20 protein-coding genes and 1 pseudogene are annotated in these 25,969 nt (G+C 61.1%); 11 read left to right on the top strand and 10 right to left on the bottom strand.

What is annotated here, in order from left to right; all coding sequences use genetic code 11:
• Positions 1–21 precede the first annotated feature (21 nt).
• The 3 genes from NL528_RS08415 to NL528_RS08405 are packed head-to-tail and all read left to right on the top strand — an operon-like array spanning position 22 to position 2,182.
• Positions 22–849, top strand: coding sequence for a hypothetical protein (locus tag NL528_RS08415; protein WP_309182242.1), 828 nt, complete (start codon positions 22–24; stop codon positions 847–849).
• An 11-nt stretch (positions 850–860) separates the two neighbouring features.
• Positions 861–1,784 (top strand): alpha/beta fold hydrolase, encoded by a 924-nt coding sequence (locus NL528_RS08410; RefSeq protein ID WP_309182241.1) that lies wholly within the window; start codon positions 861–863, stop codon positions 1,782–1,784.
• Positions 1,781–2,182, top strand: coding sequence for a hypothetical protein (locus NL528_RS08405; RefSeq protein ID WP_309182240.1), 402 nt, complete (start codon positions 1,781–1,783; stop codon positions 2,180–2,182). Before NL528_RS08410 ends, NL528_RS08405 begins: the two co-directional genes overlap by 4 nt.
• Before the next feature lie 13 nt (positions 2,183–2,195).
• Here the strand turns inward: NL528_RS08405 and NL528_RS08400 are convergent, their stop codons facing one another.
• Positions 2,196–2,429: a hypothetical protein gene (locus tag NL528_RS08400; RefSeq protein WP_309182239.1), complete on the bottom strand. Its 234-nt coding sequence runs from the start codon at positions 2,427–2,429 to the stop codon at positions 2,196–2,198.
• Positions 2,430–2,532: 103 nt separating this feature from the next.
• Here NL528_RS08400 and NL528_RS08395 point away from each other — a divergent pair, with 103 nt between their 5' ends.
• Entirely contained in the window at positions 2,533–3,414 is an 882-nt protein-coding gene (locus NL528_RS08395) for a LysR family transcriptional regulator (RefSeq protein WP_309182238.1), read from the top strand.
• A 318-nt stretch (positions 3,415–3,732) separates the two neighbouring features.
• Here NL528_RS08395 and NL528_RS08390 read toward each other — a convergent pair whose 3' ends face one another.
• Entirely contained in the window at positions 3,733–4,386 is a 654-nt protein-coding gene (locus NL528_RS08390; RefSeq protein WP_309182237.1) for a HAMP domain-containing sensor histidine kinase, read from the bottom strand.
• 550 nt (positions 4,387–4,936) lie between these two features.
• Positions 4,937–5,044, bottom strand: a pseudogene (locus tag NL528_RS08385) (SDR family oxidoreductase); the annotation flags it as partial.
• Here NL528_RS08385 and NL528_RS08380 point away from each other — a divergent pair.
• From NL528_RS08380 to NL528_RS08350, 7 genes are all read left to right on the top strand, one after another.
• Positions 5,035–5,193, top strand: a complete 159-nt coding sequence (locus NL528_RS08380; protein WP_309182236.1) for a hypothetical protein — start codon at positions 5,035–5,037, stop codon at positions 5,191–5,193. The pseudogene NL528_RS08385 and the gene NL528_RS08380 sit on opposite strands and share 10 nt — an antisense overlap.
• Positions 5,194–5,383: 190 nt before the next feature.
• Complete coding sequence (locus tag NL528_RS08375; protein WP_309182235.1) at positions 5,384–5,713, top strand: histidine kinase dimerization/phospho-acceptor domain-containing protein; 330 nt, start codon at positions 5,384–5,386, stop codon at positions 5,711–5,713.
• Positions 5,714–6,196: 483 nt separating this feature from the next.
• Positions 6,197–7,126, top strand: a complete 930-nt coding sequence (locus NL528_RS08370) for an AraC family transcriptional regulator (protein ID WP_309182234.1) — start codon at positions 6,197–6,199, stop codon at positions 7,124–7,126.
• A gap of 279 nt (positions 7,127–7,405) precedes the next feature.
• Positions 7,406–10,228: a winged helix-turn-helix domain-containing protein gene (locus NL528_RS08365; protein ID WP_309182233.1), complete on the top strand. Its 2,823-nt coding sequence runs from the start codon at positions 7,406–7,408 to the stop codon at positions 10,226–10,228.
• 157 nt (positions 10,229–10,385) lie between these two features.
• A complete protein-coding gene (locus NL528_RS08360) occupies positions 10,386–13,283 on the top strand; it encodes a winged helix-turn-helix domain-containing protein (RefSeq protein ID WP_309182232.1) in 2,898 nt (965 codons plus the stop codon).
• 976 nt (positions 13,284–14,259) lie between these two features.
• On the top strand, positions 14,260–14,934 hold the full coding sequence (locus tag NL528_RS08355; protein ID WP_309182231.1) for a peroxiredoxin-like family protein: 675 nt from the start codon (positions 14,260–14,262) through the stop codon (positions 14,932–14,934).
• 85 nt (positions 14,935–15,019) lie between these two features.
• Complete coding sequence (locus NL528_RS08350) at positions 15,020–16,117, top strand: alkene reductase (RefSeq protein ID WP_309182230.1); 1,098 nt, start codon at positions 15,020–15,022, stop codon at positions 16,115–16,117.
• Between the two features lie 180 nt (positions 16,118–16,297).
• Here the strand turns inward: NL528_RS08350 and NL528_RS08345 are convergent, their stop codons facing one another.
• The 7 genes from NL528_RS08345 to NL528_RS08315 all read right to left on the bottom strand — a co-directional run bounded on the left by NL528_RS08345 (position 16,298) and on the right by NL528_RS08315 (position 25,928).
• Positions 16,298–17,341, bottom strand: a complete 1,044-nt coding sequence (locus NL528_RS08345; RefSeq protein WP_309182228.1) for a Gfo/Idh/MocA family oxidoreductase — start codon at positions 17,339–17,341, stop codon at positions 16,298–16,300.
• Positions 17,338–18,597: a hypothetical protein gene (locus NL528_RS08340; RefSeq protein WP_309184830.1), complete on the bottom strand. Its 1,260-nt coding sequence runs from the start codon at positions 18,595–18,597 to the stop codon at positions 17,338–17,340. The genes NL528_RS08345 and NL528_RS08340 overlap by 4 nt, the downstream gene beginning before the upstream one ends.
• A gap of 16 nt (positions 18,598–18,613) precedes the next feature.
• Complete coding sequence (locus NL528_RS08335) at positions 18,614–19,813, bottom strand: FAD binding domain-containing protein (RefSeq protein ID WP_309182227.1); 1,200 nt, start codon at positions 19,811–19,813, stop codon at positions 18,614–18,616.
• Between the two features lie 55 nt (positions 19,814–19,868).
• Positions 19,869–21,002, bottom strand: a complete 1,134-nt coding sequence (locus tag NL528_RS08330; RefSeq protein ID WP_309182225.1) for an MFS transporter — start codon at positions 21,000–21,002, stop codon at positions 19,869–19,871.
• A 146-nt stretch (positions 21,003–21,148) separates the two neighbouring features.
• The gene (locus NL528_RS08325; RefSeq protein WP_309182224.1) at positions 21,149–22,096 is read right to left on the bottom strand and encodes a dihydrodipicolinate synthase family protein; all 948 of its coding nucleotides are present in this window, start codon (positions 22,094–22,096) and stop codon (positions 21,149–21,151) included.
• Between the two features lie 17 nt (positions 22,097–22,113).
• Complete coding sequence (locus tag NL528_RS08320; RefSeq protein WP_309182223.1) at positions 22,114–25,074, bottom strand: FAD-binding and (Fe-S)-binding domain-containing protein; 2,961 nt, start codon at positions 25,072–25,074, stop codon at positions 22,114–22,116.
• Entirely contained in the window at positions 25,071–25,928 is an 858-nt protein-coding gene (locus NL528_RS08315; RefSeq protein ID WP_309182222.1) for a haloalkane dehalogenase, read from the bottom strand. The genes NL528_RS08320 and NL528_RS08315 overlap by 4 nt, the downstream gene beginning before the upstream one ends.
• Positions 25,929–25,969: the final 41 nt, after the last annotated feature.

The raw sequence follows: 25,969 nt of genomic DNA, 5'->3' as shown, positions 1-25,969 counted from the left end.
GGATAACCATAGGAGCCTCCCATGGCCCTCCTTGTAACAAGTGCCTCGGGCGCGAATGGCTCGGGTTACGGCAAGTTGTTAGCGTTCGATGCGAACGGCGAGTTGCTAGGCCCTTTCAGTGAGGACCACCGGATCATCGACCCGCGCGGGGTCGGCGTCGACGGTTCATTGCTCTTCCTCAACAGTGGCTCGGACCGCATTCTGGGGCTCGATGGCAAGGCGCGTGTGGTGCGCGACACCGGCGTTATACCCGGGCTTAACCCAGGCGGCGGTAATTTCGGACCAGATGGGCGGTACTATGTCGGATTGCGCGCTGCGCGGACGATCATGGCGTTTGCGCCGACGCTCGACGGATCTGGCGAAGCTGTGCTTCCGACTGCAGTGGTCCCGTTCCCCCGCGGTTTCGCCTTCGGACAGGACGGCACTCTCTTTCTCGCATCCGGCATCGGCCCGGGCGGCGAAGGCGACAATACCATTCTGGCGTTCGATCAGGAGTGGAGGATCAATCCTTCTTGGAAGGTCGAAGATCCGGATCTCAGTCCGCTCGATCTCACGATCGCGCCAAGCGGAAACGTGGTCGTCAGCAGTGAACAACCCTTTGGAGATCCGAACGCAGTGACGACCCTCCGCGAATATGATCGATCCAACGGCCGTCTTGTTCGCGTCCTTGCTGCAGATCGCGGGCTCGGGTTCAGGAAGCCGCGCGGCCTACGTTTCGGGTCGGGCGAACATCTGTATTGCGTGGCCCAGGACGAAGTCGTCGCGTTCGATTTCGCGACGGGTAAATCTCTAGGCGCCGTGGTCAGGCTGCCGGGCCTCAACGGCCAAGCCGTCATCTTCTTTGGATAGGGAGGAAAAGGATGGACGCGTCGGAAACAGGGCAGCGGTTCGCGCATGAGCAATGGCCGTACGAGCCGAAATTCAAGCGCGTCAATGGCTGGCGCATGCACTACGTCGACGAGGGCGCCGGCGACCCAGTGGTTCTCCTGCACGGCAACCCGGCTTGGGGATTTCTGTACCGGAAATTCATCAAACCGCTGACCGCGGCGGGCAGGCGCGTGATCATTCCGGACATGATCGGCTTCGGGCTGTCCGAGAAGCCTGTCCGGGAGCAAGCCCACACGCTCGACGGACACATCGCCAATCTGACCAGCCTCCTGCGACAGCTCGATGTGCGCAACGCCACCATCGTCTGTCATGATTGGGGCGGCCCCACCGGTCTCGGTTTTGCCCTATCGAATTCGGACCGCGTCCGCGCCCTAGTCATCATGAGCACGTGGGCATGGCCACTACCTCCGGCCGAATTTCACAAGCGCATTTTTCCTTGGCGCATGATGCATGCGCCCCTTGTCGGGCCCTACCTCCTCGGACGGCACAACGCGCTTGCCGGTCGGGGGATGTACCTTTCCGTCGTCGACCGCAAGAAGTTCCGGGCAGAAGCCCAGAGCGTCTATGAGGACATCCTGCCCGATCCGGGATCGCGTCTGCTCACGTGGACTTGGCCGCGCTGGATCCCGCTCGACGAAAGCGCTCGCGGCCTGGCTCGCTTCGAATGGCTGGAACGCGAGCTGAGGAAGTCGAAACTCCCGACGCTGCTGGTCTGGGGGCGCGAAGACGAGGTCTTCGACTACAAGACGTTCGCGACGCGCTTCAAAGAACTCTTGCCGCATGCCGAGGGGCCCGAGTTGGTGACGGGCCGGCACTTCCTGCAGGAGGATTCCGGCGAGGAGATCGCTGGCAAGATCAACCGTTTCCTGGACCGCATCGAGAGAAGGCAGCCATGACAGCAATTCAAGTCGTCGAAAATCCGGCGCTCGAAGGCAAAAGAAGAGCGCTGGTGCTCGCGGAAGACCGCGTCGGACACTACGCGGAATTCCGAGAATTCTTCGTCAAGCAGTTCTCTCTCGACACGAACGCCCTGTCGCGTTCCGGTTACGTGCGGGCACCCTCGGGAATGATCTACGCGCTTGCCTTCATAGGTCGCAGCGGAGAACCGTTTCCCGACGGGATCGAGATCTACGCCCTGCCCGACGCGCTGGAACCGTTGAACGACCCGGAGGTCGACGCCGATCTTTGGGCGATGCTTAGGTGGATGATCGCGGGCGTCGGCGGCGAATGGCGCATTGAGGACCTGGATGCGACTGGCCGGCTGTACCAGTTGAGCACGGCTGCGAGCGCGTGATGGCCTGCGGCCGCTATCCACGTCCATGGAAAATGCACCGCAGTAGCACCTCAAGATGGGGCGCGGCGACGACGGCGATGCTCGCCACGGCGCTGCCCGTCATCGCATAGGCCAGCAGAGCGTCCCTGGCCGTTCCGGACAGCGCCTGGGCCGCTTCGAGCGCGATGGCTTCCGCGCGGGCCATCCCACCGGAATTGGCTGTGGCGGTTCGGACCGGCATCGCGGTCTGGTCTTCGTAAGTGTTCATAGCTTCTCTCCTCGGCGGGCTCGGACACGTACAGAGATGGCCAATTCCCGCCCGGCATGGCAGATAGAGCGGAGCTATATCGCTCATTCCTGCGGAGAATAGGATGGATCGTTTGGCTTCGATGGAAACGTTCGTGCGGGTCGTTGAGACGGGCTCCTTCTCAGGAGCGGCCCGACAGCTTCGAGTAGGACAACCAGCTGTCTCGAAATCGGTCGCGCAACTGGAGGAATATCTTGGAGTCAAGCTGCTGACTCGCTCGACGCGAGGACTAACGCCCACCGAAGCCGGGCTTAGTTATCTTGAGCGCGCCAGGCGGGCGCTCGAAGAAGCGGCCGAGGCCGAGCTCGCCGCGCGCGGAGCGGGAGCGGGTCTCAAAGGGCGATTGCGCGTCTGCGCCGCCGTCACGTTCGCGCGGATCCATCTCATTCCGATGTTGCCGCAGTTCATGGCGCAGCATCCAGAACTGGATCTCGAGGTGGTTTTGGACGATCGTCAGATCGACCTCGTCCAAGAGGGTATCGACGTGGCTCTTCGGATGGGGAAGATGATGGATTCGACTCTGACAGCTCGCCGCATCGCAAGGTGCAAGCGGCTCGTGCTGGGTACACCCACCTACTTCGATCGGGCGGGCACGCCGTCGACACCGAGTGAACTGAGCAAACACCAGGCCGTCGTTTATCTTCAGGGAGAAGGCAGCGTATGGTCGTTCCGACGCGAAAGTACGGAATTGGCCGTTAGCGTTCAAAGCCGATTGCGGGTAACCGCTGCGGAGGGCGTGAGAGCCGCCGTGCTCGCCCATGCAGGACTGACCATAGCGTCGGAGTGGATGTTCAGCCCTGAGCTGCGATCTGGGGCAGTCCGTGCGATCCTGTCGGAATGGAGTCTCCCGCCACTCGACCTGTGGGCGGTGCTTCCGACAGGCCGCGCGGCGACCGCCAAGGCGCGCGCCTTCGTCGACTTCTTCGAACGTTCATTCAACGCTTAAGTCCGGGGAATTCGGACCTTACTGTCAAAGGTCGGCTGGACGCGGATCGCGATGCAGCGGTTGCCCGGAATGTTTCTCGTCGGAGCAGACGGGGCATGAGGCGGAGATCCCGGTCAACCGCGTGCTCTCATGTCGCCGGGGCCGCGGCCGCCGCCTAAGCGGTAGCGCGGCTTCATTGCTCGGCGCGCGCGGCTTAGCCACGCCTATCACGCCAGAGCATCGCACTCTGCTGATAGCCATGCGTCGCCATCGACACCCAGTCGCCCCGCACCCAACACGCGCCCAGCGGCGCGTTGTGGGAGCTGGCCGCGCTCCACTCTATCGGCCTGCACGCGGTACCAGAATGGAGAAGCGAGACCCGCGACCCGGAACCGATGCCACCTCGATGCGATGACCTAGAATCAGGATGGCTTGGCGTACTATGAAAAGGCCAATGCCTGAGCCCTCGCATCGTCCGGGATCGAGGCGGGTGAATGCGTCGAAGATCTTCGGAATCTGCTCGCCGGGAATTCCGACACCAGTGTCGTACACATCGATACGAATACTCGCTTCGAAACCCCTGCAGCCAATAAGGATGCGCCCACCTGGTCGGGTATATCTGATCGCATTACTGACCAAGTTCCGCAGGGCGGCGCCAAGAAGGAGGTCATCACTCTTGATCGAGTCGTCGATCGGCACCACTCGCATGCAAATGCCCTTGCTCAGAGCTGCATGTTCGTGCTCGCGACGGACCTGGCGCAGCAACTCATGAACGCTGACCGGCCTGAGCTGCGGCCGCGCCGCGTGAGCTCGAACCTGCAGCACAGTCTGGATCTGCTCCAATTGCTCCTTGAACCGGTCGACCGCCTTTCTGCTGCAATGCAACCACCTCTGCTCGGAGCTCGTTCGGACTCCGAGATCAAAGTAATCGTAGGCGGTCTGAATAGCCTCAACCGATCGAAGGAGATCCTCGCCGGCTATCTTCAGCAACATCGTCTCAAGCTTCGAAGCATAATGCTCTCCCGACGTAGCGGCCGTGCTCCGGTCTGCTCGGCGCACGACGATACTGTCTGCGAGGGGTCTCTTTTCCCGCTCTGCCGTCCCAAGACGACTTCCTGTCCTGTGCATGCGCGTTCTCCCGCGGAAGGGTGCCCCCAAGAACCGGTTGCAGTGGCAAGAGTCGCTCGATCGTCCTCCAATGGCTAGTTAAACGTTCTAATAACCTGTGAAATCGGATACGGCGTGCCTCACCTTAGCTCCTCCCGCGGGCGGCCCTCTTTGGGACGCGGTAGTGACGCGGAGCAGATTCGACCACAGCCCCGTCGGAGAGAACGGTCGCCTGAGCGCTTCCGAGGTTGAGTCCGACGGGCCGTCGCAATCGACACGGATCGTCGCTCCAAGCTCCGTTTGCACCTACGGGAACCGGTCACAAGCGACCTGAAGGCATGACGTTCTTTGATTCGCCTTGCATGGGTCGATAATCGGGACCACCAGCAAATGCTTCCTTACAGGTAAGGCGGAGGATCTCTAGGAATGCCTTGGCCTAGAGCGCGCTCAGGCCGCCATCGACCACAAGATCGGCACCCGCGACGTCGCTGCTTTCATCCGAAGCAAGGAACAGAACCGCAGCGGCTAACCAACGTGGTGAACCACTATGGCAACTGCATCGTCACGACGGACGTCGACGGCAATTTCGACAAGCGCGGCCTACCCGATTCGTTCGTGCTCGCCTTCTGTTTTACGACCCACGGCAACCTGCTCGTGCAAGTGATTATCGTCCGTAACCGATACGACATCTGAACGTGCGAAGCCTTGCCGCTGTCCCTGCGACAAAGTCATCGAGCGCTTGAGGCGTGGCTTGCGGCAGCCATTCAACTACCAAGATTAACATCTTCTCACAAAGCTAAACGCCCCTCCGCAAGGGAACTGTGCAATGCTGCGGTGCCTGCTCCCGGAATACTCCTATGGATTCCCACGCGAGGACCGTCCCATGCGCAAGATACCCAGCGGCATACTTGATGGCGTTACGGTTCGGATGGAAGGCCGGCTCGATCGCACCGTAGATGACGGCCAAGGCGCCTCACATCAGGTTTCGGAGTTCGAATCCGTGTTGCTCGCGATAGCCGGACACGATCTTCGCCAGCCGCTCCAGGCGATCCAAAGCGTCCACGATTTGCTGGGAGAGGGCGAACGAACCGAATCAGAGCTGCGCGCATTGAGCAACAGCCAAACCGCCATCGATCGATTGAGAGATCAGCTCGATCAACTGCTCGGCGCATTGCGCCCTTGCCCCACAAGCTCCGGGAGGTCCGAGAGCTAAGCATCCCGACGCGGACGCATGTCCAACCCCGAATGCGATTACGTCGGCCCGCAGGCGGCACCGGCGCCCCCACCCGGTCCGCCTGCCCCCACGCCTTCACATCTTCGGTGGTAGACGGGTTGCGGGCAGGCAGACCGACACGCGCTCGCGGTACGACCAGAGATCGTTACCCCAGAGCGCCAACACGTAACCGCAGCAGCGGCCTAGACGGCGGCTGCGGAAGCTGCCGCCTAATCATCAGGCAAATTGTTAAAAAAACAACGATTTAAGACTAGAGCGACCAAACCCTTGACGCTTTCCCGACGCGCTGCGGGCTCGAATTAAATGGGATTTTTGTCCGGACCCTTTCGCGTAGGGCAAGTCACCACTCATTCCTCAAAGGAATAGTTTCCGCCTCCCAAATTCACCGGCGCTTTTTGGCTCGAACACTGCTATAATTCTATAACGAGCCGCGAGTGCGATCCGCGTCGGATTGGAGGCTGCATGGATAAATCCGGCTTGCACACCCCCTCCCTCCATTACGGGCCAAGACTCGGAGAAGCGCTCGGTCTCGAGGATGCGCCCGCCATCGTGACGCGAACGCTGGGTCAATCCGAGATTGCCGTTACCGACCTCCAAATCAAGAAGCCGTCAGGCATGCTGTCGGCCGCTCTGCCGCGTATCGACGCCTTTATGGTCACCTTGGTCATGACCGACGCCGCCAAGAATTGCTATTGGGAGGACGGTCGCCACGTTTCATCGGCGCCGCTTCAGGCGGGGCAAATCCTTATCAGCGATGTGAGGCGGGAGCCGCGCGTGCTGATGGACAGAGTTGCCCACTCCGTCCTCTTCTATCTGCCCAGAGCGGCAATGGACGCTCTCGCAGATCAGGCCGGCGCACCCCGCGTCGACGAACTTCAGTATGAACCTGGTGCAGGGATCTCGGACGAGACAGTCAAGCATCTGGGCCTATCGCTGATGCCAGCGTTTCGCGCGCCCGATCAATCCAATCGTCTGTTCATGGATCATGTTATGCTCGCTTTCGCGAGCCATACCTTGCAAAAATACGGCGGAATCCGAATGCTTTCGAAGCCTATCAAGGGTGGGCTCGCGCCATGGCAGGAGCGATTGTCGAAGGAATTGATTGCGAACAATCTGTCTGGTGCGATTTCACTCGAAGAAATTGCCATTGCGTGCGGCCTTTCGGTTGGCCACTTCTCGCGGGCATTCCGCAAAGCGAGCGGCCTCGCTCCGCACGCCTGGCTGCTTCGTGCGCGCGTCGAATCGGCAAAGGTCATGCTTCGAGATCGCGATGCATCGCTTTCCGCGGTCGCTCTCAGGTGCGGTTTCGCCGATCGAAGCCACTTCACGCGCGTATTCACCAAGCTCGTGGGCATAAGCCCTCGCGCCTGGGGCAACTTGACGAATGAGTGAGACGCCGAGTACTTCGCGCACTCGATCCCGGAGCGAGCTGACCGAGTTCGGCGCACGTCTCCCAAAATCGGACAACCAAGCGAGCGCGGAGCGACCAGCTTGTGGGTCGCGAGCCCGCGGTAACACTCGTTAGCCGGCTGTGTACGATTGATGCGTTTTGTGAACGATTGGCACACAAATGGCTTTTGCGGGCAAGCGACTAGCTTATTTTCCGCGCTAAACCTTTACCTCATACGGCAAGCGGCTTATCGGCAAACTTGGTATTGCGAACCTGCACCCATGCTCGCTCTTAGGAATTCCCATAAAGGCGAGGTCGTCGCCTTCGGTCCTTTCAGGCTGCTCGTGGCCGAGAGGTTGTTGATGAGAGGCGAAGAGCCGCTTTCGATAGGCGATCGAGCGCTCGATCTTCTGATCGCGCTCGCGAAGCGGCCTGGCCAAGTTCTCACTCTTAAGGAGCTAAGCGCGGCGGCTTGGCCTGGCATTGCGGCGGAGGACGCCAACCTTCGCGTACATATCGCCACTGTCCGCAGAGTGCTGGGCGATGGTCGGGATGGGGCGCGTTACATCACGAACGTGGCCGGCAGGGGCTATTGCTTTGTCGCGACGGCTCACCAATCGGAGCAATGGGCGGCAGCATCGACCCGGGCAATCCAGAGCCTGCCTCCGCGCCTACAACGGATGATCGGTCGTGACGAGAACATCGACTCCGTGAGATCGGGGGTTATTTCCCAGAGATTCGTGAACATTGTTGGCGCTGGCGGCATGGGCAAGACGACGGTGGCCATCGCCGTCGCTCACGCGATGACGAAGGTTTTCGACGGCCGGATCTGTTTCGTGGACTGTTCCGCTCTGGAGGACGGCGCGCTCGTCGTTCCGGCCGTTGCATCGGCTGTCGGTTACCACGCTCAGACGGAAGGCTCTCTCCCTGCGCTGGTGGCTTTTCTCGCCGACCAAACACTTCTTCTCATTCTTGATAGCTGCGAGCATGTCGTGGACACCGTCGCAGCTCTGACTGAATCCCTCTTACGCGATGCCCCTTTCGTTCACATTGTCGCTACAAGTCGCGAGCCACTGCAAGTTCTCGGTGAAACTCTCTACTGGCTTCCGCCGCTTGAATTTCCACCGGACGAAGCGACCATTGCCGATGTTCTTTCTTTTCCGGCGGTCCAGCTTTTTTTGGAGCGAGCGGCGGCCGGTGGTTACACTGAAGCCGTTGGACAGGCAGACGCGAGCATCGTCGCGAGTATTTGCCGCCAACTCGATGGTATTCCGTTGGCGATCGAGTTGATAGCCGGTCAAGTAAGCAGATACGGAATTCGGGGCGTTTCCGGACTGATCAGCGACCGGCTGGCGCTGTCTTGGCAAGGTCGTCGTAGCGCGTCGCGACATCAGACTTTGCGGGCGACACTCGATTGGAGCTACGATCTCCTATCGGAGGACGAGAAAACAGTTCTCTGCAGATTGTCGCTTTTCGTCGGGCCCTTCACCCTACAAGCCGCACAATCGGTGGCAGCCGAGCCGGAGGAAGCCGCACCGCACTTCATCGGCACGGTTACCAAGCTAGTCGACAAGTCGCTCCTTTTGGCGTGCTCTGGCGACGACGCGGGCTCATATCGCCTTCTGGACACGTCGCGGGCCTATGCCGCTCTGAAACTGGGCGGACGAGAGGCGCAACGCACGATCGCAAGACGCCATGCGATCTTTTTCGCCGAGAGCCTAGAGGCGACCCGTCCTGATTTATTCGAAAACCGGCGCAGCCAAACGCACGCCGGTAAGATCGGAGACGTAAGAGCGGCGTTGCAGTGGAGCTTTTCGCCGTCAGGTGAAGCGGCGGTGGGAGTCGCCCTCGCACTCCGCGCCGCCGTCCTCTTCCTGAACTCGTCGATGTTGAGCGACTGCCAGCATTGGTGCCGAAAGGCCATCTTAGCACTGGACGACACAAGTCGGGGAACCCGAAGTGAGCTGACGCTACAAGTCTCGCTCGCAATGTCGTCGATGTTCGCTCAAGGCGACAGCGGAGAGGTCGATCAGGCCTTGGAGCGCGGAATCGCACTCGCCGAGTCGCTGCGGGAAACCGATCAGCTATTGCATCTGCTCGCCGGTCGGAATCTCTTTCAAATGCGAGCCGGAGATTTCGCGGGCGCGCGCGCTGCCGCGGAGCGCTACTCAGCCGTGGCCGCCGAGTTGGGCGGTGCGCGGGAGAAGGTGGTAGGCGATTGGATGCTAGGGGGAAGCGACCATCTCCTCGGGAACCAAGCGGAGGCGCAGCGCCATTACGAAAGGGGTTTCGAGCGCGCCGCGGCAACCGGATTGAGCCGAAGTCACTACTTCGGCTTTGATCACGAATTGTGGGCTCGCATTGGACTTTCCAGAACCCTGTGGTTAAGGGGCTTCCCAACCAGCGCAGCGCATTTTGCTCAGCGCGGCATCGATTTCGCGCGACGAGACGGGCATCCGGTCACGTTGTGCATATGCTTGATCTATGGCTCCGAGGTCTTTCTTTGGCGTGGCGATGAGGAGGTTGCGCAAGAGCTCATCGACGAACTGATTTCCGTTGCCGAGAACTATTCGCTGGTCCCTTATCATGCGTGTGGGCTCGTTAGATTGGGTGAGCTTCTTGTCGCGCAGCACAAAGCGGCTGCAGGCATCGAGCATCTCCGCCGTGCACGCACGATTCTGTCCACCGAGCGGAATTATATTCTGTTTCCGACGATTTCCCGCACTCTGACGGACGGATTGCTCCAAGAGGGCAGGCCACAGGAGGCGCTCGATGTCATCAACGCAACCGTTGCGAATGCAGAGCGCGGCAACGGGACCTTCGAACTCCCCGATCTGCTTCGCATTAAAGCCACAGCGCTCCTGGCGCTGTCCCCCCGAAACTTGGCAACCGCGGAGACACTGCTGACGGCGTCACTGGACCTTGGCAGACAGCAATCGTCTTTGGCTTGGGAATTGCGTTCCGCGATTTCGCTATACCACTTGTGGACCGAGCAGGGGCGCGCGGAAGCGGCGCGCGACGTGCTGTCGAACATGTATAGCCGATATACGGAGGGGTTCGAGACGGCAGATCTGCGCGCCGCCCGCACGCTCTTGTACGGCTAAGCATGGTTTCAGTGCTTTTCAATTCAAACTTGAGGCTCACCGAGCGGGACCTCGAATTTTCCCGGCAGCACCTAGCACCGAGCCTAACTGAGGACGCTCTGTACGGTCGTTGAGAGGCCGCCAATAGCGCTCAAGGATCGCGGAGATAACGTTTGCCATGCGGAACGATCACCCCGGGACCAAAATTGAACCAAGCGACGATCACGTGCGGCGTGGGGATGATTTGCGGACGGATGACGTTCTCTGGTTTGGCCCGTTCAGCCTCTTCCTCGCTGCACGACAGCTCAAGCGAGACGATGAATCTGTCCCCGTTGGCGGTCGTGCACTTGACGTACTGATCACTCTGTTGGCGCGCGCAGGCGAAATCATCTCAAACAAGGAACTGGTGGCGCGCGTCTGGCCCAATGTAATCATCGAGGAAGCCAATCTCCGCGTGCATATTGCTGCGCTCCGCAAGGCACTCGACGACGGCATCGGCGGTGCTCGGTACATATCCAACGTCGCCGGGCGGGGCTATTGCTTCGTGGCGTCGGTTACGCGTACCGAAGCAACGCAACGTCTCCCGACACTTGCCTCTGCCGCCTTGGGGCGAATTCAAAGGTTACCTGGTCTTCCGACAAGGATGGTCGGTCGGGAAGAGTCAGTCCGGACGCTGCTGGGCAAGTTGATGACCTGTCGCCTCGTGACCATCGTCGGCCCGGGGGGCGTCGGGAAAACCACGGTCGCGGCCGCCGTCGCCCACGCGCTCGTGGAGAGCTTCCAGGGTGCCGTTTTCTTCGTCGACCTGGGTGCCCTGGCCGATCCGTATCTGGTACCCACTGCCGTAGCAACCGCGCTTGGCTTGATGATGACACTGCAAGATCCACTGCTCACCCTGATCGGTGGCCTACGGGACAAGAGAATTCTTCTCGTACTCGACAATTGCGAACATCTCATCGATGCCACGGCCCAACTCGGCGAGCGCATTTTGAATGAGGCGCCGCAAACCCACATCCTCGCAACGAGCCGCGAGGCCTTGCGGGCAGAAGGCGAGCATATCCACTTGTTGTATTCACTCGATACTCCGCCGGATCATCCCGACTTACGGGCCTCGGAAGCCCTTAAATTCCCGGCCGTTCAACTCTTCATGCAGCGTGCCGTCGCAAGCGGCCATCGCCCGGAGTTGTCCGACTCCGACGCCCCGGTCGTAGCGAACATCTGCCGTCGGCTCGATGGCATCGCGCTCGCGATTGAGCTTGCCGCAAGCCGCGTGGGCTCGCTTGGGATTGGCGGGACGGCGGAATTGCTGGATAACCGGTTCAGAGGCGTCTGGAATGCGCGGCGGACCGCCCTGCCGAGACATCAGACTCTCCAGTCGATGCTCGATTGGAGCTATAACCTGCTTACCGAACCGGAGAAGCGAGTCTTTTGCAGGCTCTCTATCTTCGTCGGTGAATTCACGATCGCCGCGGCCTGCGATGTCGTGGGCGATGACGAGCTCGACGATGAGAGCATCACGGAATCCGTCACCGCTCTAGTGGCGAAGTCTCTTGTTTCGACGACGCAAGTCGGACGATCGATATACCACCGGCTCCTCGACACGACGCGGGCTTATGCCCTTCTGAAACTAGCGGATCGGAGAGAGACGGACCGACTGGCCCAGCGGCATGCGGCCACGTTTCGCAGATATCTTGGGCACGGCAACATTTTCCAATCGGCGAACGATGAACACCTCGTGGCGCAGATCGGCAACATCCGAGCGGCGATCGACTGGGCGCTGTCCGCCGAGGGCGACCGAGTGATGGCGGTCGAAGTGGTTGCTTGCGCGGCTCCATTGCTGAACAGGCTGTCCTTGCTCAACGAATGCCGCGTTTATAGCGAGCGAGCTCTTGTCCTAGTCGACGAGACCTTCCGAGGCACGCAATGGGAAATGATTCTGCAAAAGGAAGTAGCCCTATCTTCGATGTTCACCAAAGGTAACAGCAGCCGAGTCAGATCTGCCATCGCACGAGGGCTCGAGCTGGCCGAACACTGGGACGACCGCCCTCATCAATTCGAGCTTCTGGCTGGCCTTAACATATTCCTTACAAGAATCGGGGATTTCCAAGGAGCCCTCGACGTAGCGCTGCGGGCGATGCCTATCGCACAAGCGGATAAGACCCCCATCAGTCTCGTCACGGCCGAGTGGATGCTCGGGGTCTCGCATCACCTTGTCGGGAATCAGGAAGCCGCTCAGCATCACTGTGAGAGCGGCATGGTCCAAGCCGCCGCGCTCGGCGGACCGGCGTCGAGGTTTTTCGGGTACGATCATCGCGTTCGCGCACTAGTCGCGCTGGCGCGTGCCTTGTGGCTCCAAGGAAACTCTCGTCAGGCACTCAAAACCGCACAGCAAGCTATCGATGAGGCGGCTGATAAAGACGAACCGGTTTCAGTCTGCATATCGTTGATCTACGGCTCGCCCGTCTTCCGCTGGATGGGCGATTTGGACCGTTCCGAATATCTCGTCGATCGGCTCGTTGAAAACGCGGAGCGGTATTCGCTGGCGCCTTATCAAGCCGTAGGCATCGCACTGAAAGGTGAGCTTGCCTTAGCTAGGGGCGAAACGGAAGAGGGACTTCGGCTACTGCGGGAAGCGCTCGAGGTGTTGTACGCGGAACAGCACAACGTTCTGCTAACCGTTTTCACCGCCTCCCTTGCCGAAGGTTTACTCAAGGCCGGTCAGTTCGAGGAAGCGCTCCTGACCATCAACGGAGCGATGAGCCGACCCGCGGGCTTCGGCTCAACGTTCGACATGGCCGAACTGTTACGCTTAAAAGCCGAAGTGCTCGCGAAGATGCCGCAAGGAGACCGCGACGCCGCCGCGAAACTCCTGAAAGAGGCCATGAGGTCTGCGCACGAGCAGTTCGCTTTAGTCTACGAGTTGCGTTCGGCCACGAGCCTGGCGCGATTGTTCTTCGATGATGGCCAACGAGACGACGCGAGAGGCGTCTTGAAGCCTATTTACGATCGTCTCAAAGAGGACATCGAAACGCCGGATCTCAAATCGGCCAGCGACCTGCTCGCGACTTTAGGATAGTCATTTCGCTATCGCGCATAGGCCTTCCGGTATTCGAGCCTTGATCTCCGTTTTCTCATTCCTGGCCGGATATTTCTGCTCGGCAGAGGCCTACGCGCTTGGTGATCGCCACCTGCTGGGCGGCTCGTGCTCAGCGTAGCAGCATTTAACACAATCTTACGACGTTAAGCTCGCTCAGATCGCGGTATCGCGCAACGTTCGCTTCACGCCATCTGACTTACCCGCTGGCCTTCGTCTAGACTCGGGCCAAGTCCAAGACGGCTACGAAGAGTGAGTTTGGACCGGCAAGCCGTCCACACACGCTCGCGCGACGAGTTGCCGTGCGCGTTTGTGGAGCGATCGCCGATGCGAAACAAGGAGTATTACATGTCTCGTCTTTCCGTTCCCGACAGAGACTGCGCAACCGGCCGAGCGGCCGAATTGTACAGTCAGATCAAGGCCGCCGTCGGCAACGTACCGAACGCCTCCGCCGCCATCGGGGCTCGCGGTCGGCGCAAACCGTGCTCAAGGCGACGATCCCGGTCAGCCGCGCCCCGCGGGTCGCGATCGTCTTCGTAAGCGTCCAGGCTATCGTTCTCTCCGACGGGACGATGGTCGACCTGCCCGCGGGCCACCCAATCGACCACAGATCGCTCGCGACCAAGCAGCGGGTGGGCGGCCACACAGGCTCGGGCAACCGCGCGGAGGCCAAGCCAAAGTGGCCAGGTTGTGGATCCCTGATACAACCGCCGCAGGAGATGCAGCGCACAAGATGGCCCGCGGATCAACGCGAGTACCGACCGGCAGCAGGACGCCGGCGGGAGTGGAAGCTCACCCCTCGGATTAGACGTGCAAGCAGCCCTGACCATTCCGCCATGGAATAAGCGCTAGTCTGGCGAACTGGCTACCTCGCATGACGGTCTCCTTTACCTTCCTTCGCGTGAGTTCAACGAAACGGCGGCCCCGCCGTCCTTCGCGCAAAGCAACGGAGACCGTCATGTCACTTCAAGCCAAACTCGACGCTTTCAAAGCCAACTTCGAGGCCGGAAGGCCGCCCTACAATGTTCCTCCCGCGGTCATCGAGACCATGCGCCGCGCGACCGCCGAACTGATCGAATCGGAGGCCGCCCAGCGCGCCAAAAGGGCCGGTGACGTCGCTCCGTCTTTCTCGTTGACGGATCCCGAAGGAAACGTCGTCAACTCGGTGGACCTGCTCAAGCGCGGTCCATTGGTCCTGAGCTTCTACCGCGGCGTCTGGTGCCCCTACTGCAACATGGAGCTGCAAGCGCTCGAAGCCGCGAAGCCGGCGTTCGACAAGTATGGTGCTTCGCTGGTCGCAATCTCGCCGCAGACCGCTCCGAACAGCCGCAAATCGGCGCGTCAGAACAAGCTCTCGTTCCCGATCCTTTCGGACGTGAAGGGCAAGGTCGGCGCAGCGTTCGGTCTGCGCTTCCATCTGCCCGATTACCTGGTCGAACTCTACAAACAACTCAAGAACGACCTGCCGACCTTCAACGACGATCCGAGCTGGACGCTGCCAATGCCAGCCCGTTACGTCATCGGTCAGGACGGCATCATCCTCTATTCCGAAGTCAACCCCGACTACACCCGTCGGCCCGAGCCGGAAGACATGATTCCGGTCCTCCAGCGCCTGACCTCCGTCAAGGCGTAACGACGTACGAGGCGGCCGATGGCACGCACACTTCCAGCGTCCATCGGCCGCGCTTTTTCAATCGAATTTTCAAAGGAAAACTCCGATGTCCAAACTATTCACTTCGACCAAGGTCGGGCCCTACGAATTGACGCATCGCGTCGCGATGGCGCCGCTCACGCGGATGCGCTCCGATCCCGGTGATATTCCGAACGGACTGATGGTCAAATATTACACCCAACGTGCGTCGCAAGGCGGCCTGATCGTCTCCGAAGCGACGCCGGTCTCGACCCGCGGCAACGGTTATGCCGGGGCACCTGGCATCTACTCGGACGCCCAGATCGCAGGATGGCAGCGGGTCACCGACGCGGTCCATTCCAAGGGCGGTCGCATCTTTCAGCAATTATGGCACGTCGGCCGGCAATCGCATGTCGACCTGCAGCCGAACGGCGACGCACCGGTTGCCCCCTCCGCGATTGCCGCCGAGGGCTATGCCTACACCAAAGCAGGTGAAGTGCCGTTCTCGATTCCGCGCGCCCTCGAGCTGCACGAAATCCCCGCGATCGTCGAAGAATTTCGCGCCGGCGCCGAGCGGTCGCTGCGTGCCGGTTTCGATGGTGTCGAAATTCACGGCGCGAACGGCTATCTGCCCGACCAGTTCCTGCAGGACGGAACGAACAAGCGCACTGACGAATACGGCGGCCCCATCGGAAACCGGGCGCGCTTCCTGCTGGAGGTGACACAGGCCACCATTTCGGTCTGGGGAGCCGACCGAGTGGGCATGCGCATCTCTCCGAGCGGCACGTACGGATCGATGTCGGACAGCAATCCACGGGCGACCTTCGGATACGTGGCGACCGCGCTCGATCGCTTGGGCATCGCGTACCTCCATGTCGTCGAGCCCCGCATCAAGGGTACCGAGGAGATCGCTTTCGGCCAGGCTCCCGTCGCGGTCCAGCATTTGCGGCCGAAGTTCTCGAGAACCTTGATCGCTGCCGGCGGCTTCAATCCGGCCTCCGCGGAAGCCATCGTCGCGTCGGGCGACGCCGACCTCGTCGCCTTCGGGCGGCACTTCATCTCGAACCCGGACCTGCCCGAGCGTCTGCGGCAGGGACTGCCGCTCAACGCTTACGACCGATCGACGTTCTACGGCGGCGACTCGCAAGGCTACACCGATTACCCGACGGCCAAGGCCGCCGCCTGACCAGCCGCTGACCTCTCTGCGCGTGAGGGTGGATGACGCCGCCCGCAATCGAGCGATGTTGGTCCTTAGCCGGCGAGCCTACCATTCGCCGGCGATTGCGTGTCGCTGCACTTCCACGGACGACCGACGGCCCACTCGACTACGACGGGCTGCGAGGTGGGACGATTGCGGTGCCAAACGCTAGATCGGCGAACGAGGCAGGATCTCGGCGATCGGCACGGTCCGCCCGTCCAAAATCGATCGCGATACGGCGACCATCACGGCAATGTTGCCCAAGATCTGCTCCTCGGTGAACGGATAGGACGCTTCGCCTCCGAGCGATAGCGCGAACCGCTCGAGATTGGCCCGCACGGCATCCTTGCCGGGCAGCGTCGTGACTATGGGCCCGAACGCGCGACGCTGTGCGGTCAGCGTGCTAGGACCGGATTGGTCTGGATGGGACGCGTCACGGACTTCAGCCCACCCTTCGCTGCCGAAGACCGCGAGCCGCGAATAGAACGGCGTGGCGAGCACGGTGGAGAAGTAGCCAGTAGCCTTGGACGCAAAGCCGACGTGTACGGATACAGTGTCTGCGTAGCCCGTGTTTTCAATGCGCGTCGCAGGAAATGCCGTCACTGTCTCGACAGGGCCGAACAGATCCAAGAACAGGTCCGTCAGGTGGATACCCGTCGCCGTCATCGCGAGCGGCACCTCACCCTGCGCGCTGACCCGCCAATTCCCGCCGGCGATGCCACGGAGTTTGTCGTGATGGAAACACGCCTCGACGTGCATGATCGTTCCGAAGAAGCCATCGGCCAGCAACTTACGCAGTTCGTCGATCGCCGGCTCGAACCGGCGTTCATGTCCGACGCCGAGGCGAACTCCTGTGGCGCGACACGCATCGAGCGCTCGTCTGACCTCCGTCACGTCGAGCCCGATCGGCTTCTCGCAGAAGACGTGTTTGCCCGCATGAGCCACCGTTACGATCTGTCGCGCATGCAGCGAATGGGGCGTGGCCAGAATGACGAGATCGATGGAAGGATCGGCGAGAACCCGAGCGAGATCCGTCGTGAAGTCCGCGCCATATTTTCCTGCAAGTGCCCGTTGCTCATCACGGCTTCCGACCGCCTGCACTATATGAATGACGTCGGATCCGATCGTCTGCCGCAGGATGTGCTGACCCCACCATCCCAGGCCGACGATCGCTGCCTTTGTCGCACGAGTTCGGGCGGTCGACGGACTCACGCTTTGAACTCCATCACGTAGAGCCCGCCATTGTAGTCGGTGCTGTAAATGAGGCCCGACGCTTCGACGAAAACGTCCGCGGATTGAATGACCCTCGGTCGACCAGGTCGGGTATCGACGAGACCGTTAGGAGCCGGGGGGACCAACGCGCCAACCTCACGAGGTGCGTAGCGGTCGCGGATGTCGAACACCCGCACGCCGGCGTTTTGGTACGTCGCGAAGATCAGTTCGGAGCTTATGAAGCTGCCCGGTCGGTTTTCATGCAGATTATGAGGGCCGAAATGCCCCGGCTTCGCCTTGTAATCGATGTCCGACGGCGACTTGAAGGTCGAAATGCTCACCGGGTTGGACGGCTCGCGGACGTCGAACAACCATATCAGCTTCTCGCCGTCCTCCTGATGATCCAGCACGGCCTCGTCAAGCACCACCAGCAAATCGCGATCGGGCAGCGGCAGGCAGTTATGGGTACCTCCACCGAACGGCGGAGACCAATTCTTGTGAGCGATAAGCCTCGGTTCGGTTCGATCCTTGACATCCAGGATCACCATCCCGGCATCGCGCCAGGCGAGATAGGCCGTGTCGCCGTGGACGATGGGGTGATGCAAGCCCTGCCTGCGCGAGGGATCCGCCACGGTGGCCTCGCCCGCGGCGGCATTCATTCCCGGCAACCAGTACCGTCCGACCTCCTTGGGACGGGCAGGATCGCTCATGTCGATCGTGATGAAGATGTAGTCGGTGAAGCCGTCGATCAGGGCCGACGCATAGGCCCAACGCCCGCCGGTATACCATAGACGGTGGATGCCGCCGCCCTCGATCGGCATGAACCCTATCTCACGCGGCGCTTCGCCTCGCGAGATGTCGTAGACGGCGAGACCTGCCCGCCAGTCGGGAGGCCGCCGGCCGATGTCCGCCGTGCCGACCTTCCTCCCGAGTTCTCCCTTGTAGTAGGCCTTCTCGTCTTGAAACTCCGGGGCGGCAAACATGTCCTTGGCATTGATGACGAGGAGCAGATCGTCCTGCGTCTGGAGGTGAATGTTCCAGGTGTTCTGAGCAGCAGCGACGTAATGCACTGTCTTTGGCCGCGTGGGATCCCTGACATCCACGACGCTGAAACCCTTAGAGAACATGTGGCCGATATACGCGAATCCGCGGTGCACCATGAGTTGCACACCGTCCGGACGGCCGCCTTGATCGCAATGCCCGATAAGCCGCATGTTGCGTGCCAGTTCGGGGGCCGGAAGATCCTGACTTCCCATGTGACGTACCAAGCTCCTAGGCTGAATGAAGAAATGCGGACGACGCAGTGTGCTTGAGAATGCCCCGAATGCTGTGGAACTCACACCAATGCGCGTCGTCGGCCCCATTTCCGGGCGACGCATGAGCGAGCATGTATTCTCCGAGGCTGCGCCCTTGGGCCACGGCCCTCCCGGCGATCGGCAGACGCTCACGCTCGAAGCGAGACAGACCTTCGAGCAAATTCGGATGGCTTGCGAGCGAGTCTGTCAGCACCTCCGCGTCCGTGCCGCCCTTGGCGATACCCATGCCGATGTGAGGCCGAGCGACCGCAGCGGCGTCGCCGATCAGCGCGACGCGGCCGTACACCATCCTCTCGACCAGCAGATCGTAGATCGGCGTAAAGAAGGGTTTGGCGACGCAAAACAAAATATCGCGCATCGGAGGAGGCAGGAACTCCCGCGCGTCTTCCTTGAGACGTGCGATGACATCGGCTCGGACCTTCGGCGGGGGGATCGAAACGGCGTGGTACACCCCGTCTTCGTCGACCAGTATATTGTCCAAAGCGGCTCGGTCGACCGCCCGATACCAGACCCAATTCCACCGACGATGGCCAGGCCGCAGATCGTTGTCCGGTCCGGCGATCGGATAGCCGATATTCTTGTTATGAGGCGGCAAGAAGAACGCGAACTTGTCGAAGACCGCAGCGTGCGCCTCTTTCGGAATGGCGTCCTCGTCAGCAAGACCACGCCATACCACATAACCCGCGTAGATCGGCTGAATCTCCGGGGCGAACATGTTGCGCACGACCGAGCGAAACCCGTCAGCGCCGACGAGCAGATCACCGGTCACTCGTTCGCCGCTCTCGAAGATCGCCGTCACGGAGTCCGCGTCCTGCTCGATGGCCTTCAGATTGTAACCGAGATGATGCGTGCCTTGAGGAATCGTGGCTCGCATAATTTGATGCAGTCGATCCCAGGACGTGACGATCTGTTCGTAGGGTAGTCGCTCGATCACATTCCCCTGGGAATCCAACGCGACGCGTTCGTGGACAGTGACGCCCAAGTCATTCAATTGTGCGCTGCTTCGCTCCAGCGACTGTATGAGATCGGGATGGGTGACGATTCCCGCTCCACGCCCACGAAGTTCGACATCGCTACGCTCGTATACGTCGGTCTCCCAGCCGGCCTTCCGCAGAAGTGAAGCTGCGAAGAGACCCGACATCGAGCCGCCGATCACGATCGCGCGGCGTGAAGATGAAGACCCGTTTTTGCTTGTCATCGTGAAGCTCCTCTCAGTCTTTCCGCATGTTGGAGAAATCGTACAAGCTCATCAGAACGACCCCGAGCAATGGTGGGCCCACGACCAAAATGAGCGAGGCAACCGACCAACCGCCGATCTCGACCATCTTGCCGAAGAGGTAGCCGGCGAAGGGCCCCGGGAGATAGAACGCCGCAAGAGCGACGGCTCCGGCGTGTCCGATCTGGCTCGGATCCACGCTTCGCTGCACGACCGCCATGAACCGCGTGAACAGGAACCCGCTCATCGTCAGGCCGAAGATCAGCGACAGCAACAAGTGAAGCTTGAATTGAGGGAGACCGTCGAACAGAACGTAGCCCGCTGTCGCCATCAGCAGAAGGCCGCCGATGATGCACTTATCGCTGACCTTATCGCCCAGCCAGCCGCCGACGACTCCGAGCATGGCCCCGATGCCGTACATGCCGAGCGCGGCGCCAGCATCCACGACCGAGAAGCCCAGCTCGGTGTGAGCGTAGCTCGCGTAGAGCGCCGAGTACGAAAAGAACGAGAACCCGACGAGCCCGAAGGACACGGCGCTCAGTAGCAGGTTGCGGGTCCAGATCGACTCGGTCGTCCTCCCTGCTTCCCTTACCATCGAGGGGCTCGGGCCGGCGTCGGTGAATTCCAAGGGAATGACGATCGCGGCGATGACGGCAACGACGATCCCGGCTACTCCGTAAACGTAAAACGAGGCCGACCACGAGTTGGCCCAACTTTCGAGCCGCGTGCCGAGAACCGGCCCCAGGAACGCACCCAAGCCGAAAAACGTTTGCATCGCGCCCATGGCGGCGCCGCGTCGCGCGCCGAAGTACGCTCCCATGCACGCGAAGACGGCGCCCACCTGGAGCGCCTCCCCGACGCCCGTGAGGGCCCGCAACACCGTCAGGCTGACGAACCCGGTGGCGAACGGTGTTAGCAACGTGAACAGCGAGTAACAGACAAGCCCGCCCAACAGAACGTAGCGGCGCCCGAACTTGGCCATGAACCAACCGCTCAGGGCAGCGAAGATCGCCACGTTGACCGTGAAGACAGTGCTTGCAAAACCGGCTTGTGGAAGTGTGAGAGCATAGTCGGAGCGAATGCTCCCCAACAACGCTGGAAAGACTTGTCGGTCCATCGCGTTGAACATGTACGAGACGCCTAGCAGCAACACCAGGCCGACCGCTTGCCGCGTACTGGCTGGCCGTAAGTCCGAGTCCGCGATCGGCCGAGACATAGCTTCGTTCGTCATCATCGTTTCGTTCCTCCAGCGTTTCTTATGTTTTCAGATTATTTCTATTGCGCGACCGGCATTTCGAATTTCAGCGAAGCCAGCTTCTTCAGAAGGTCGGCGTGCGCCGATTGGCTCAAGGGAGTGAGCGGCGGCCGCACGATCTTCCAGGTCGTTTTACCGGTGTAGTGCGCTAGTGCGCTCTTCATGGCCGGTATCAGCTCGAACGACTGAAAGGTCCGCCGCACCTCGTCCACCTGCGCTTGCAACGGCCGCGTCTGGTGGCTGGGCTGATCGCCGCTGAGCGCTCGGAACAGGCTACTGATCGCGGCCGGGTTGATGTTGACCGTCGCGCTGATGCAGCCGGCGCCACCGATCGAGAGCGCGTCCGACAGGAAGATTTCGCTTGCGGGAAAGACGTCGAAACCTTCCTCGGCGAAATTCTCGATCATCGCCCGCGAGTTGGCCCAGTCTCCGGAGGAGTCCTTCGCGCCCGCTATCGCGCGCGGATAGCGCTTGAGGAGCCGCTCGATGAGCGACAGCGTGATCGGCACCTGGGTTAGTTGCGGAATGTGATAGAGATAGATCGCCAAGTTCGGCTCGGCGACGGCATCGATGACTTCCGCGTAGTACGATAAGATGCCCTCTTCGGAGACGTTTTTGAAATAGAAGGGCGGCAACATCAGGACCCCTGCCGCGCCACTCTGGACCGCGTGCCTCGTCAGACGGATGGCATCCTTGACGGAGCATGCGCCCGTCCCCGGCATCAGCCTGTCCGCCGGAATGCCGGCCTCGATCAAGCCGTCGGTCAGGGCGATCCGTTCATCGGTACTGAGCGAGGCGGCCTCAGAGTTCGTGCCGAAGATTGCCAATCCAGCGCCGTTGTCGAGGAGCCACCGGCAGTGAGCTAGGAAAGCGGGAAAGTCCGGCTCGCTCTCCTGATCGAACGGCGTCAGCACAGGCGCGAGGACACCACTGAGCCGATTTCTTTCAACGTTGGCTTGTCTTGACATGTGTTTCCCTCTTCGATTCACAAAGCGCTCTCGATGCCGTTGGGCGCGACGCTTTCGCTTTCCTGCCGATGCTTGATCACCGCATTCGTTCGGGGGAGGCCCATAGCCAGAACCTGAGCCAGGTGCATGGCGGTCCGACCGGTCATGTGCTTGACCTGCTCGCGGCAGCTAAAGCCGTTCGTCATGATCACGGTCCCGGCAAGCTGCTTGCGGACGTTGGGCGCGAGGACCAACTCGGCTACGTTGCGTGAAAGCTCGGCATGATCCGGATTGAAACCGAACGAACCGGCCATTCCGCAGCAACCGCTATCGAGCCACATCGTGCGCGTGCCGGCTCTCTCGAGCATCGCGACGTCGCCTCGATTGCCGAACAGCGATTTCTGGTGACAGTGCGTGTGGACGAGCACGTCGACTTCAACAGATGGCGGCTTGTAATCGTGCTCGAGCAGGAAGTCGCCCAACAGGAAGACACTGCGCGAGATCCTCTGGGCTCGAGGATCGTTGGGAAACAATTTGGGCAACTCGTCCTTGAACACGGACAAGCATCCCGGCTCGAGACCGACGATGCCGAGAGGCCGCTCGCGCTCCGCGTCCAGCATGGGAGAGAGGACGTCGACGACATCCTGCAGCCGGCGCTTCGCGAGCTCCAGATAGCCAAAATCATACAGCGGGCGACCGCAGCATAGGCGCCGCGTCGGCAGGATCGGTTCGAAGCCCGCGTCCCGAAGAACCGCCACGGCTGCCTTCGCGACCTCCGGCTGGAAGTTGTCGCAGAACGTGTCCAGCCACAGAATTACTGGCATCTTGTCGCCGGGAGCGGCCACCTGATCCGAGAGAAATAAGCGACGAAAGCCGATTTCGGCGAATTTCGGAGGGGTGCGGTCGGACGCGACGCCCGCGACCCATTTCGATACGGACGCAAGCAACGGCGCATTCGTCATGAAGTTCGTGAATCGCGGTGCTGCCGCGGCCAAGGGAGCCCAGTCGCCGATGCGTCCCATCGACCAAGCCTGACGCGGGCGTGACTTCTGCTCGTAATAGTGAGATAGAAATTCGGCCTTGTACGTCGCCATGTCGGTGTGCGTCGGGCAGTCGCTGCGGCAGCCCTTGCAGCTCAGGCAGGTGTCCAGGGCTTCCTTGACGGCTTCGCTCTTCCAACCGTCCCGTACGACTTTCCCCTGAAGCATCTCCCACAACAGCCTGGCCCTGCCGCGCGTCGAGTAGCGCTCTTCGCCGGTGGCCCGGAAACTCGGGCACATCGTCCCGCCCTTCGCTGCGCGGCACTTCCCCATGCCCACGCACCTCTCGACCGCGCGCTGGAAGCCGTCTCCTTCCTGGCTCCGGAACGTCATGTGCGTGGATATAGGAACGACCTTGTAGTCAGGGCCGGCGCGCAGATTCTCGTCGACCCGATAGGCGTCAACCACCTTTCCGGGATTAAGGAGACCGTCAGGATCCCAAATGCGCTTGAACTGGCGCATCGCATCCGTCAGTTCGTCGCCGAACATGATCGGCAGGAACTCGCCCTTGGCCTGTCCGTCGCCGTGCTCGCCGGACAGGGACCCGCCGAACGCGACAACGAGCTCCGAGGCCTCCCGAACGAAACTTCTGTATCGCTCGACCCCTTGCTTCGTCCGAAGATCGAACGTGATGCGCGCGTGTACGCAGCCGTCGCCGAAATGCCCGAACAGAGAGGTCCGGTATCCGTACCGCGCCACGAGCGCATTGAAGGCGCGGAGGTAGTCCCCCAGCCGATGCGGATCTACGGCCGCGTCCTCCCAGCCAACCTGCGGGTCGGGGACATCAGGATCGATTGACAACTGCGTGGCCGAAGCGCCGTTTTCGCGGATCGACCAGATCCGCTGTTGCATGGCACGATCCGTCACGATCCGCGTGGTCGGTCTCGGACCGCCCGGTCTGGCCCGGAAATAGGCGGCCGCCCTCTCGGCCTGTTCGCTTGCCTGGATTTCCACGTCCGCCCCGAATTCGAGCACGACCCAGGCATCGCCGGGCGGCAAAAGGTCGATTTCCGCCTGAGCGAGATTGCGCGCCTGAAGACCCCGAATGATCATCCGATCGAGCCCTTCGACCGCGATCGGCCGAAAGCGCTCGTACTCAGGAACGGCGTCGGCGGCGAGGTAGATGTCGTCGAAGCCGAGAACCAACAGAACCCTGTGGGGAGGGCTGCTGACCAAATCCAGAGATGCCTTGAGGATAAGCGCACATGTACCTTCGGTCCCGACCAGCGCGCGAGCCAGGTTGAACCCGTTTTCCGGGAGAAGCTGATCGAGATTGAAGCCGGACACGCGCCGCTTGATCGATGGAAACCTCTTCCGGATTTGGTCGGCATAGCGATCTCTCAGATCCCTGAGATCGCGGTAGATCTGCCCTTTGCGTCCTCCAGCGTGGACGATTCGGTCGATTTCCTGCTCGGTCGTAGGTCCTACCCAGAACCGCTCTCCATCATAAGTCATGATCTCGAGGGCGCGGACATTCTCCAGCGTCTTACCGGCCATCACCGAATGAGCGCCGCACGAATTGTTGCCGATCATTCCTCCCAGCGTGCAACGGCTGTGGGTGGAAGGGTCCGGCGCGAACGTCAGGCCATGATGTTCCGCCGCAGAGCGCAACGTGTCGCAGACCACGCCAGGCTCGACGAGCGCGGTCTTAGACGCGGGATCAACTTCCAGAATACGACTGCAGGCCACCGACAGATCAAAAACCACGGCTTCGTTGACCGTCTGGCCGCTCATCGACGTGCCAGCACCGCGAACCAATAACGGCGCCCGATTTTCGTGACAGATGGCGACGCCTCTCACGAACTCATCTACGGAACGCGGCACGACGACGCCGATCGGCACTTGCCGGTAGTTGGATGCGTCAGACGCGTAGACGGCCTTGTGCGCGGTATCGAAGCGAACCGCCGAACCAAGCGCGCTGCGGAGCGCATCGTGAAGGTGGCGCCAGTTCCTGCTCATGCGCCGCCTCGAATCCGTTTCAGGAATTCGACGAGCGCTTCCCCGATCTCGTGCGGAGCATCTTCCGGCACGTAGTGCTTGGCTTCGACCCCGACCACCGTTTGGTTCGGCCATTTGAGACAGTGCTCGCGTGCGGCTCCAGCCGTTCCGTGTCCCTGCGAGGCGTCGATGAAGAGTTTGGGAAGGTGCGAGCTCGCCCCCATCCAGGCGCTGTAGCGCTCGACCGCGGCGTTCATGTCGGCCGGTTCGCCGTCGAATGGAATGTCGCGAGGAAACATCAATGTCGGCAGGCGCGATTCCGGCACGCTGAAAGGTGCGCCATAGACCGCTTTCTCTTCGACGTTCAGCTCTCGGATGACGCCGTATTCGAACAGCATCTTCTCGACGAAGAAGTTGTCGCGCAACACGAGGTCCTCTCCTTCGGGGCCACGCAGACGCCGAAAGATCTGCTGCCGCTCAGGAGGCATATCGGTCCATCGGCGGGGGCGGACCATCGCCTCCATGTAGGCGATGCCGGAAACGCTACCGGGATAACGACAGACTCGATTGAACCCGAGCGCGGCGCCCCAATCCTGCACTACGAGCACGATATTTCCGGCCAACGCCAACTCGTCGAACCACGCGTCGAGATAAGCGACATGATCGAAGAAGCGATAAGCGCTCCGCGGCGATTTGCCGGATTGGCCGAAGCCGATCAGATCCGGTGCAAGCACTCGCCCGAAGGGCACCGCATACGGAATGACGTTCCGCCACATGTAGGACGAGGTAGGGTTTCCGTGAAGAAACACGATCGGATCGCCCTGCCCGACATCGACATAGGCCATCTCGGCGTCGAGCACGGACAGTCGTTTCATGTCGTACGGGAATGCGGGGCTTATCGGTCGATGCTGCACTG

Origin of the sequence: Bradyrhizobium sp. Ash2021 (assembly GCF_031202265.1) — a bacterium.
GTDB lineage: Bacteria > Pseudomonadota > Alphaproteobacteria > Rhizobiales > Xanthobacteraceae > Bradyrhizobium.
This window is presented reverse-complemented; position numbering and strand designations above follow the sequence as displayed.

What these genes read in the sequence shown, in the direction of transcription:
- NL528_RS08415 (WP_309182242.1), top strand. Translation starts at nt 22, where the DNA reads ATGGCCCTCCTTGTAACAAGTGCCTCGGGCGCGAATGGCTCGGGTTAC.
- NL528_RS08375 (WP_309182235.1), top strand. Translation starts at nt 5,384, where the DNA reads ATGCGCAAGATACCCAGCGGCATACTTGATGGCGTTACGGTTCGGATG.
- NL528_RS08365 (WP_309182233.1), top strand. Translation starts at nt 7,406, where the DNA reads ATGCTCGCTCTTAGGAATTCCCATAAAGGCGAGGTCGTCGCCTTCGGT.
- NL528_RS08325 (WP_309182224.1), bottom strand. Translation starts at nt 22,096, where the DNA reads ATGTCAAGACAAGCCAACGTTGAAAGAAATCGGCTCAGTGGTGTCCTC.
- NL528_RS08370 (WP_309182234.1), top strand. Translation starts at nt 6,197, where the DNA reads ATGGATAAATCCGGCTTGCACACCCCCTCCCTCCATTACGGGCCAAGA.
- NL528_RS08400 (WP_309182239.1), bottom strand. Translation starts at nt 2,429, where the DNA reads ATGAACACTTACGAAGACCAGACCGCGATGCCGGTCCGAACCGCCACA.
- NL528_RS08360 (WP_309182232.1), top strand. Translation starts at nt 10,386, where the DNA reads ATGCGGAACGATCACCCCGGGACCAAAATTGAACCAAGCGACGATCAC.
- NL528_RS08390 (WP_309182237.1), bottom strand. Translation starts at nt 4,386, where the DNA reads ATGTTGCTGAAGATAGCCGGCGAGGATCTCCTTCGATCGGTTGAGGCT.
- NL528_RS08320 (WP_309182223.1), bottom strand. Translation starts at nt 25,074, where the DNA reads ATGAGCAGGAACTGGCGCCACCTTCACGATGCGCTCCGCAGCGCGCTT.
- NL528_RS08395 (WP_309182238.1), top strand. Translation starts at nt 2,533, where the DNA reads ATGGATCGTTTGGCTTCGATGGAAACGTTCGTGCGGGTCGTTGAGACG.
- NL528_RS08410 (WP_309182241.1), top strand. Translation starts at nt 861, where the DNA reads ATGGACGCGTCGGAAACAGGGCAGCGGTTCGCGCATGAGCAATGGCCG.
- NL528_RS08330 (WP_309182225.1), bottom strand. Translation starts at nt 21,002, where the DNA reads ATGTTCAACGCGATGGACCGACAAGTCTTTCCAGCGTTGTTGGGGAGC.
- NL528_RS08355 (WP_309182231.1), top strand. Translation starts at nt 14,260, where the DNA reads ATGTCACTTCAAGCCAAACTCGACGCTTTCAAAGCCAACTTCGAGGCC.
- NL528_RS08340 (WP_309184830.1), bottom strand. Translation starts at nt 18,597, where the DNA reads ATGGGAAGTCAGGATCTTCCGGCCCCCGAACTGGCACGCAACATGCGG.
- NL528_RS08350 (WP_309182230.1), top strand. Translation starts at nt 15,020, where the DNA reads ATGTCCAAACTATTCACTTCGACCAAGGTCGGGCCCTACGAATTGACG.
- NL528_RS08405 (WP_309182240.1), top strand. Translation starts at nt 1,781, where the DNA reads ATGACAGCAATTCAAGTCGTCGAAAATCCGGCGCTCGAAGGCAAAAGA.
- NL528_RS08315 (WP_309182222.1), bottom strand. Translation starts at nt 25,928, where the DNA reads ATGAAACGACTGTCCGTGCTCGACGCCGAGATGGCCTATGTCGATGTC.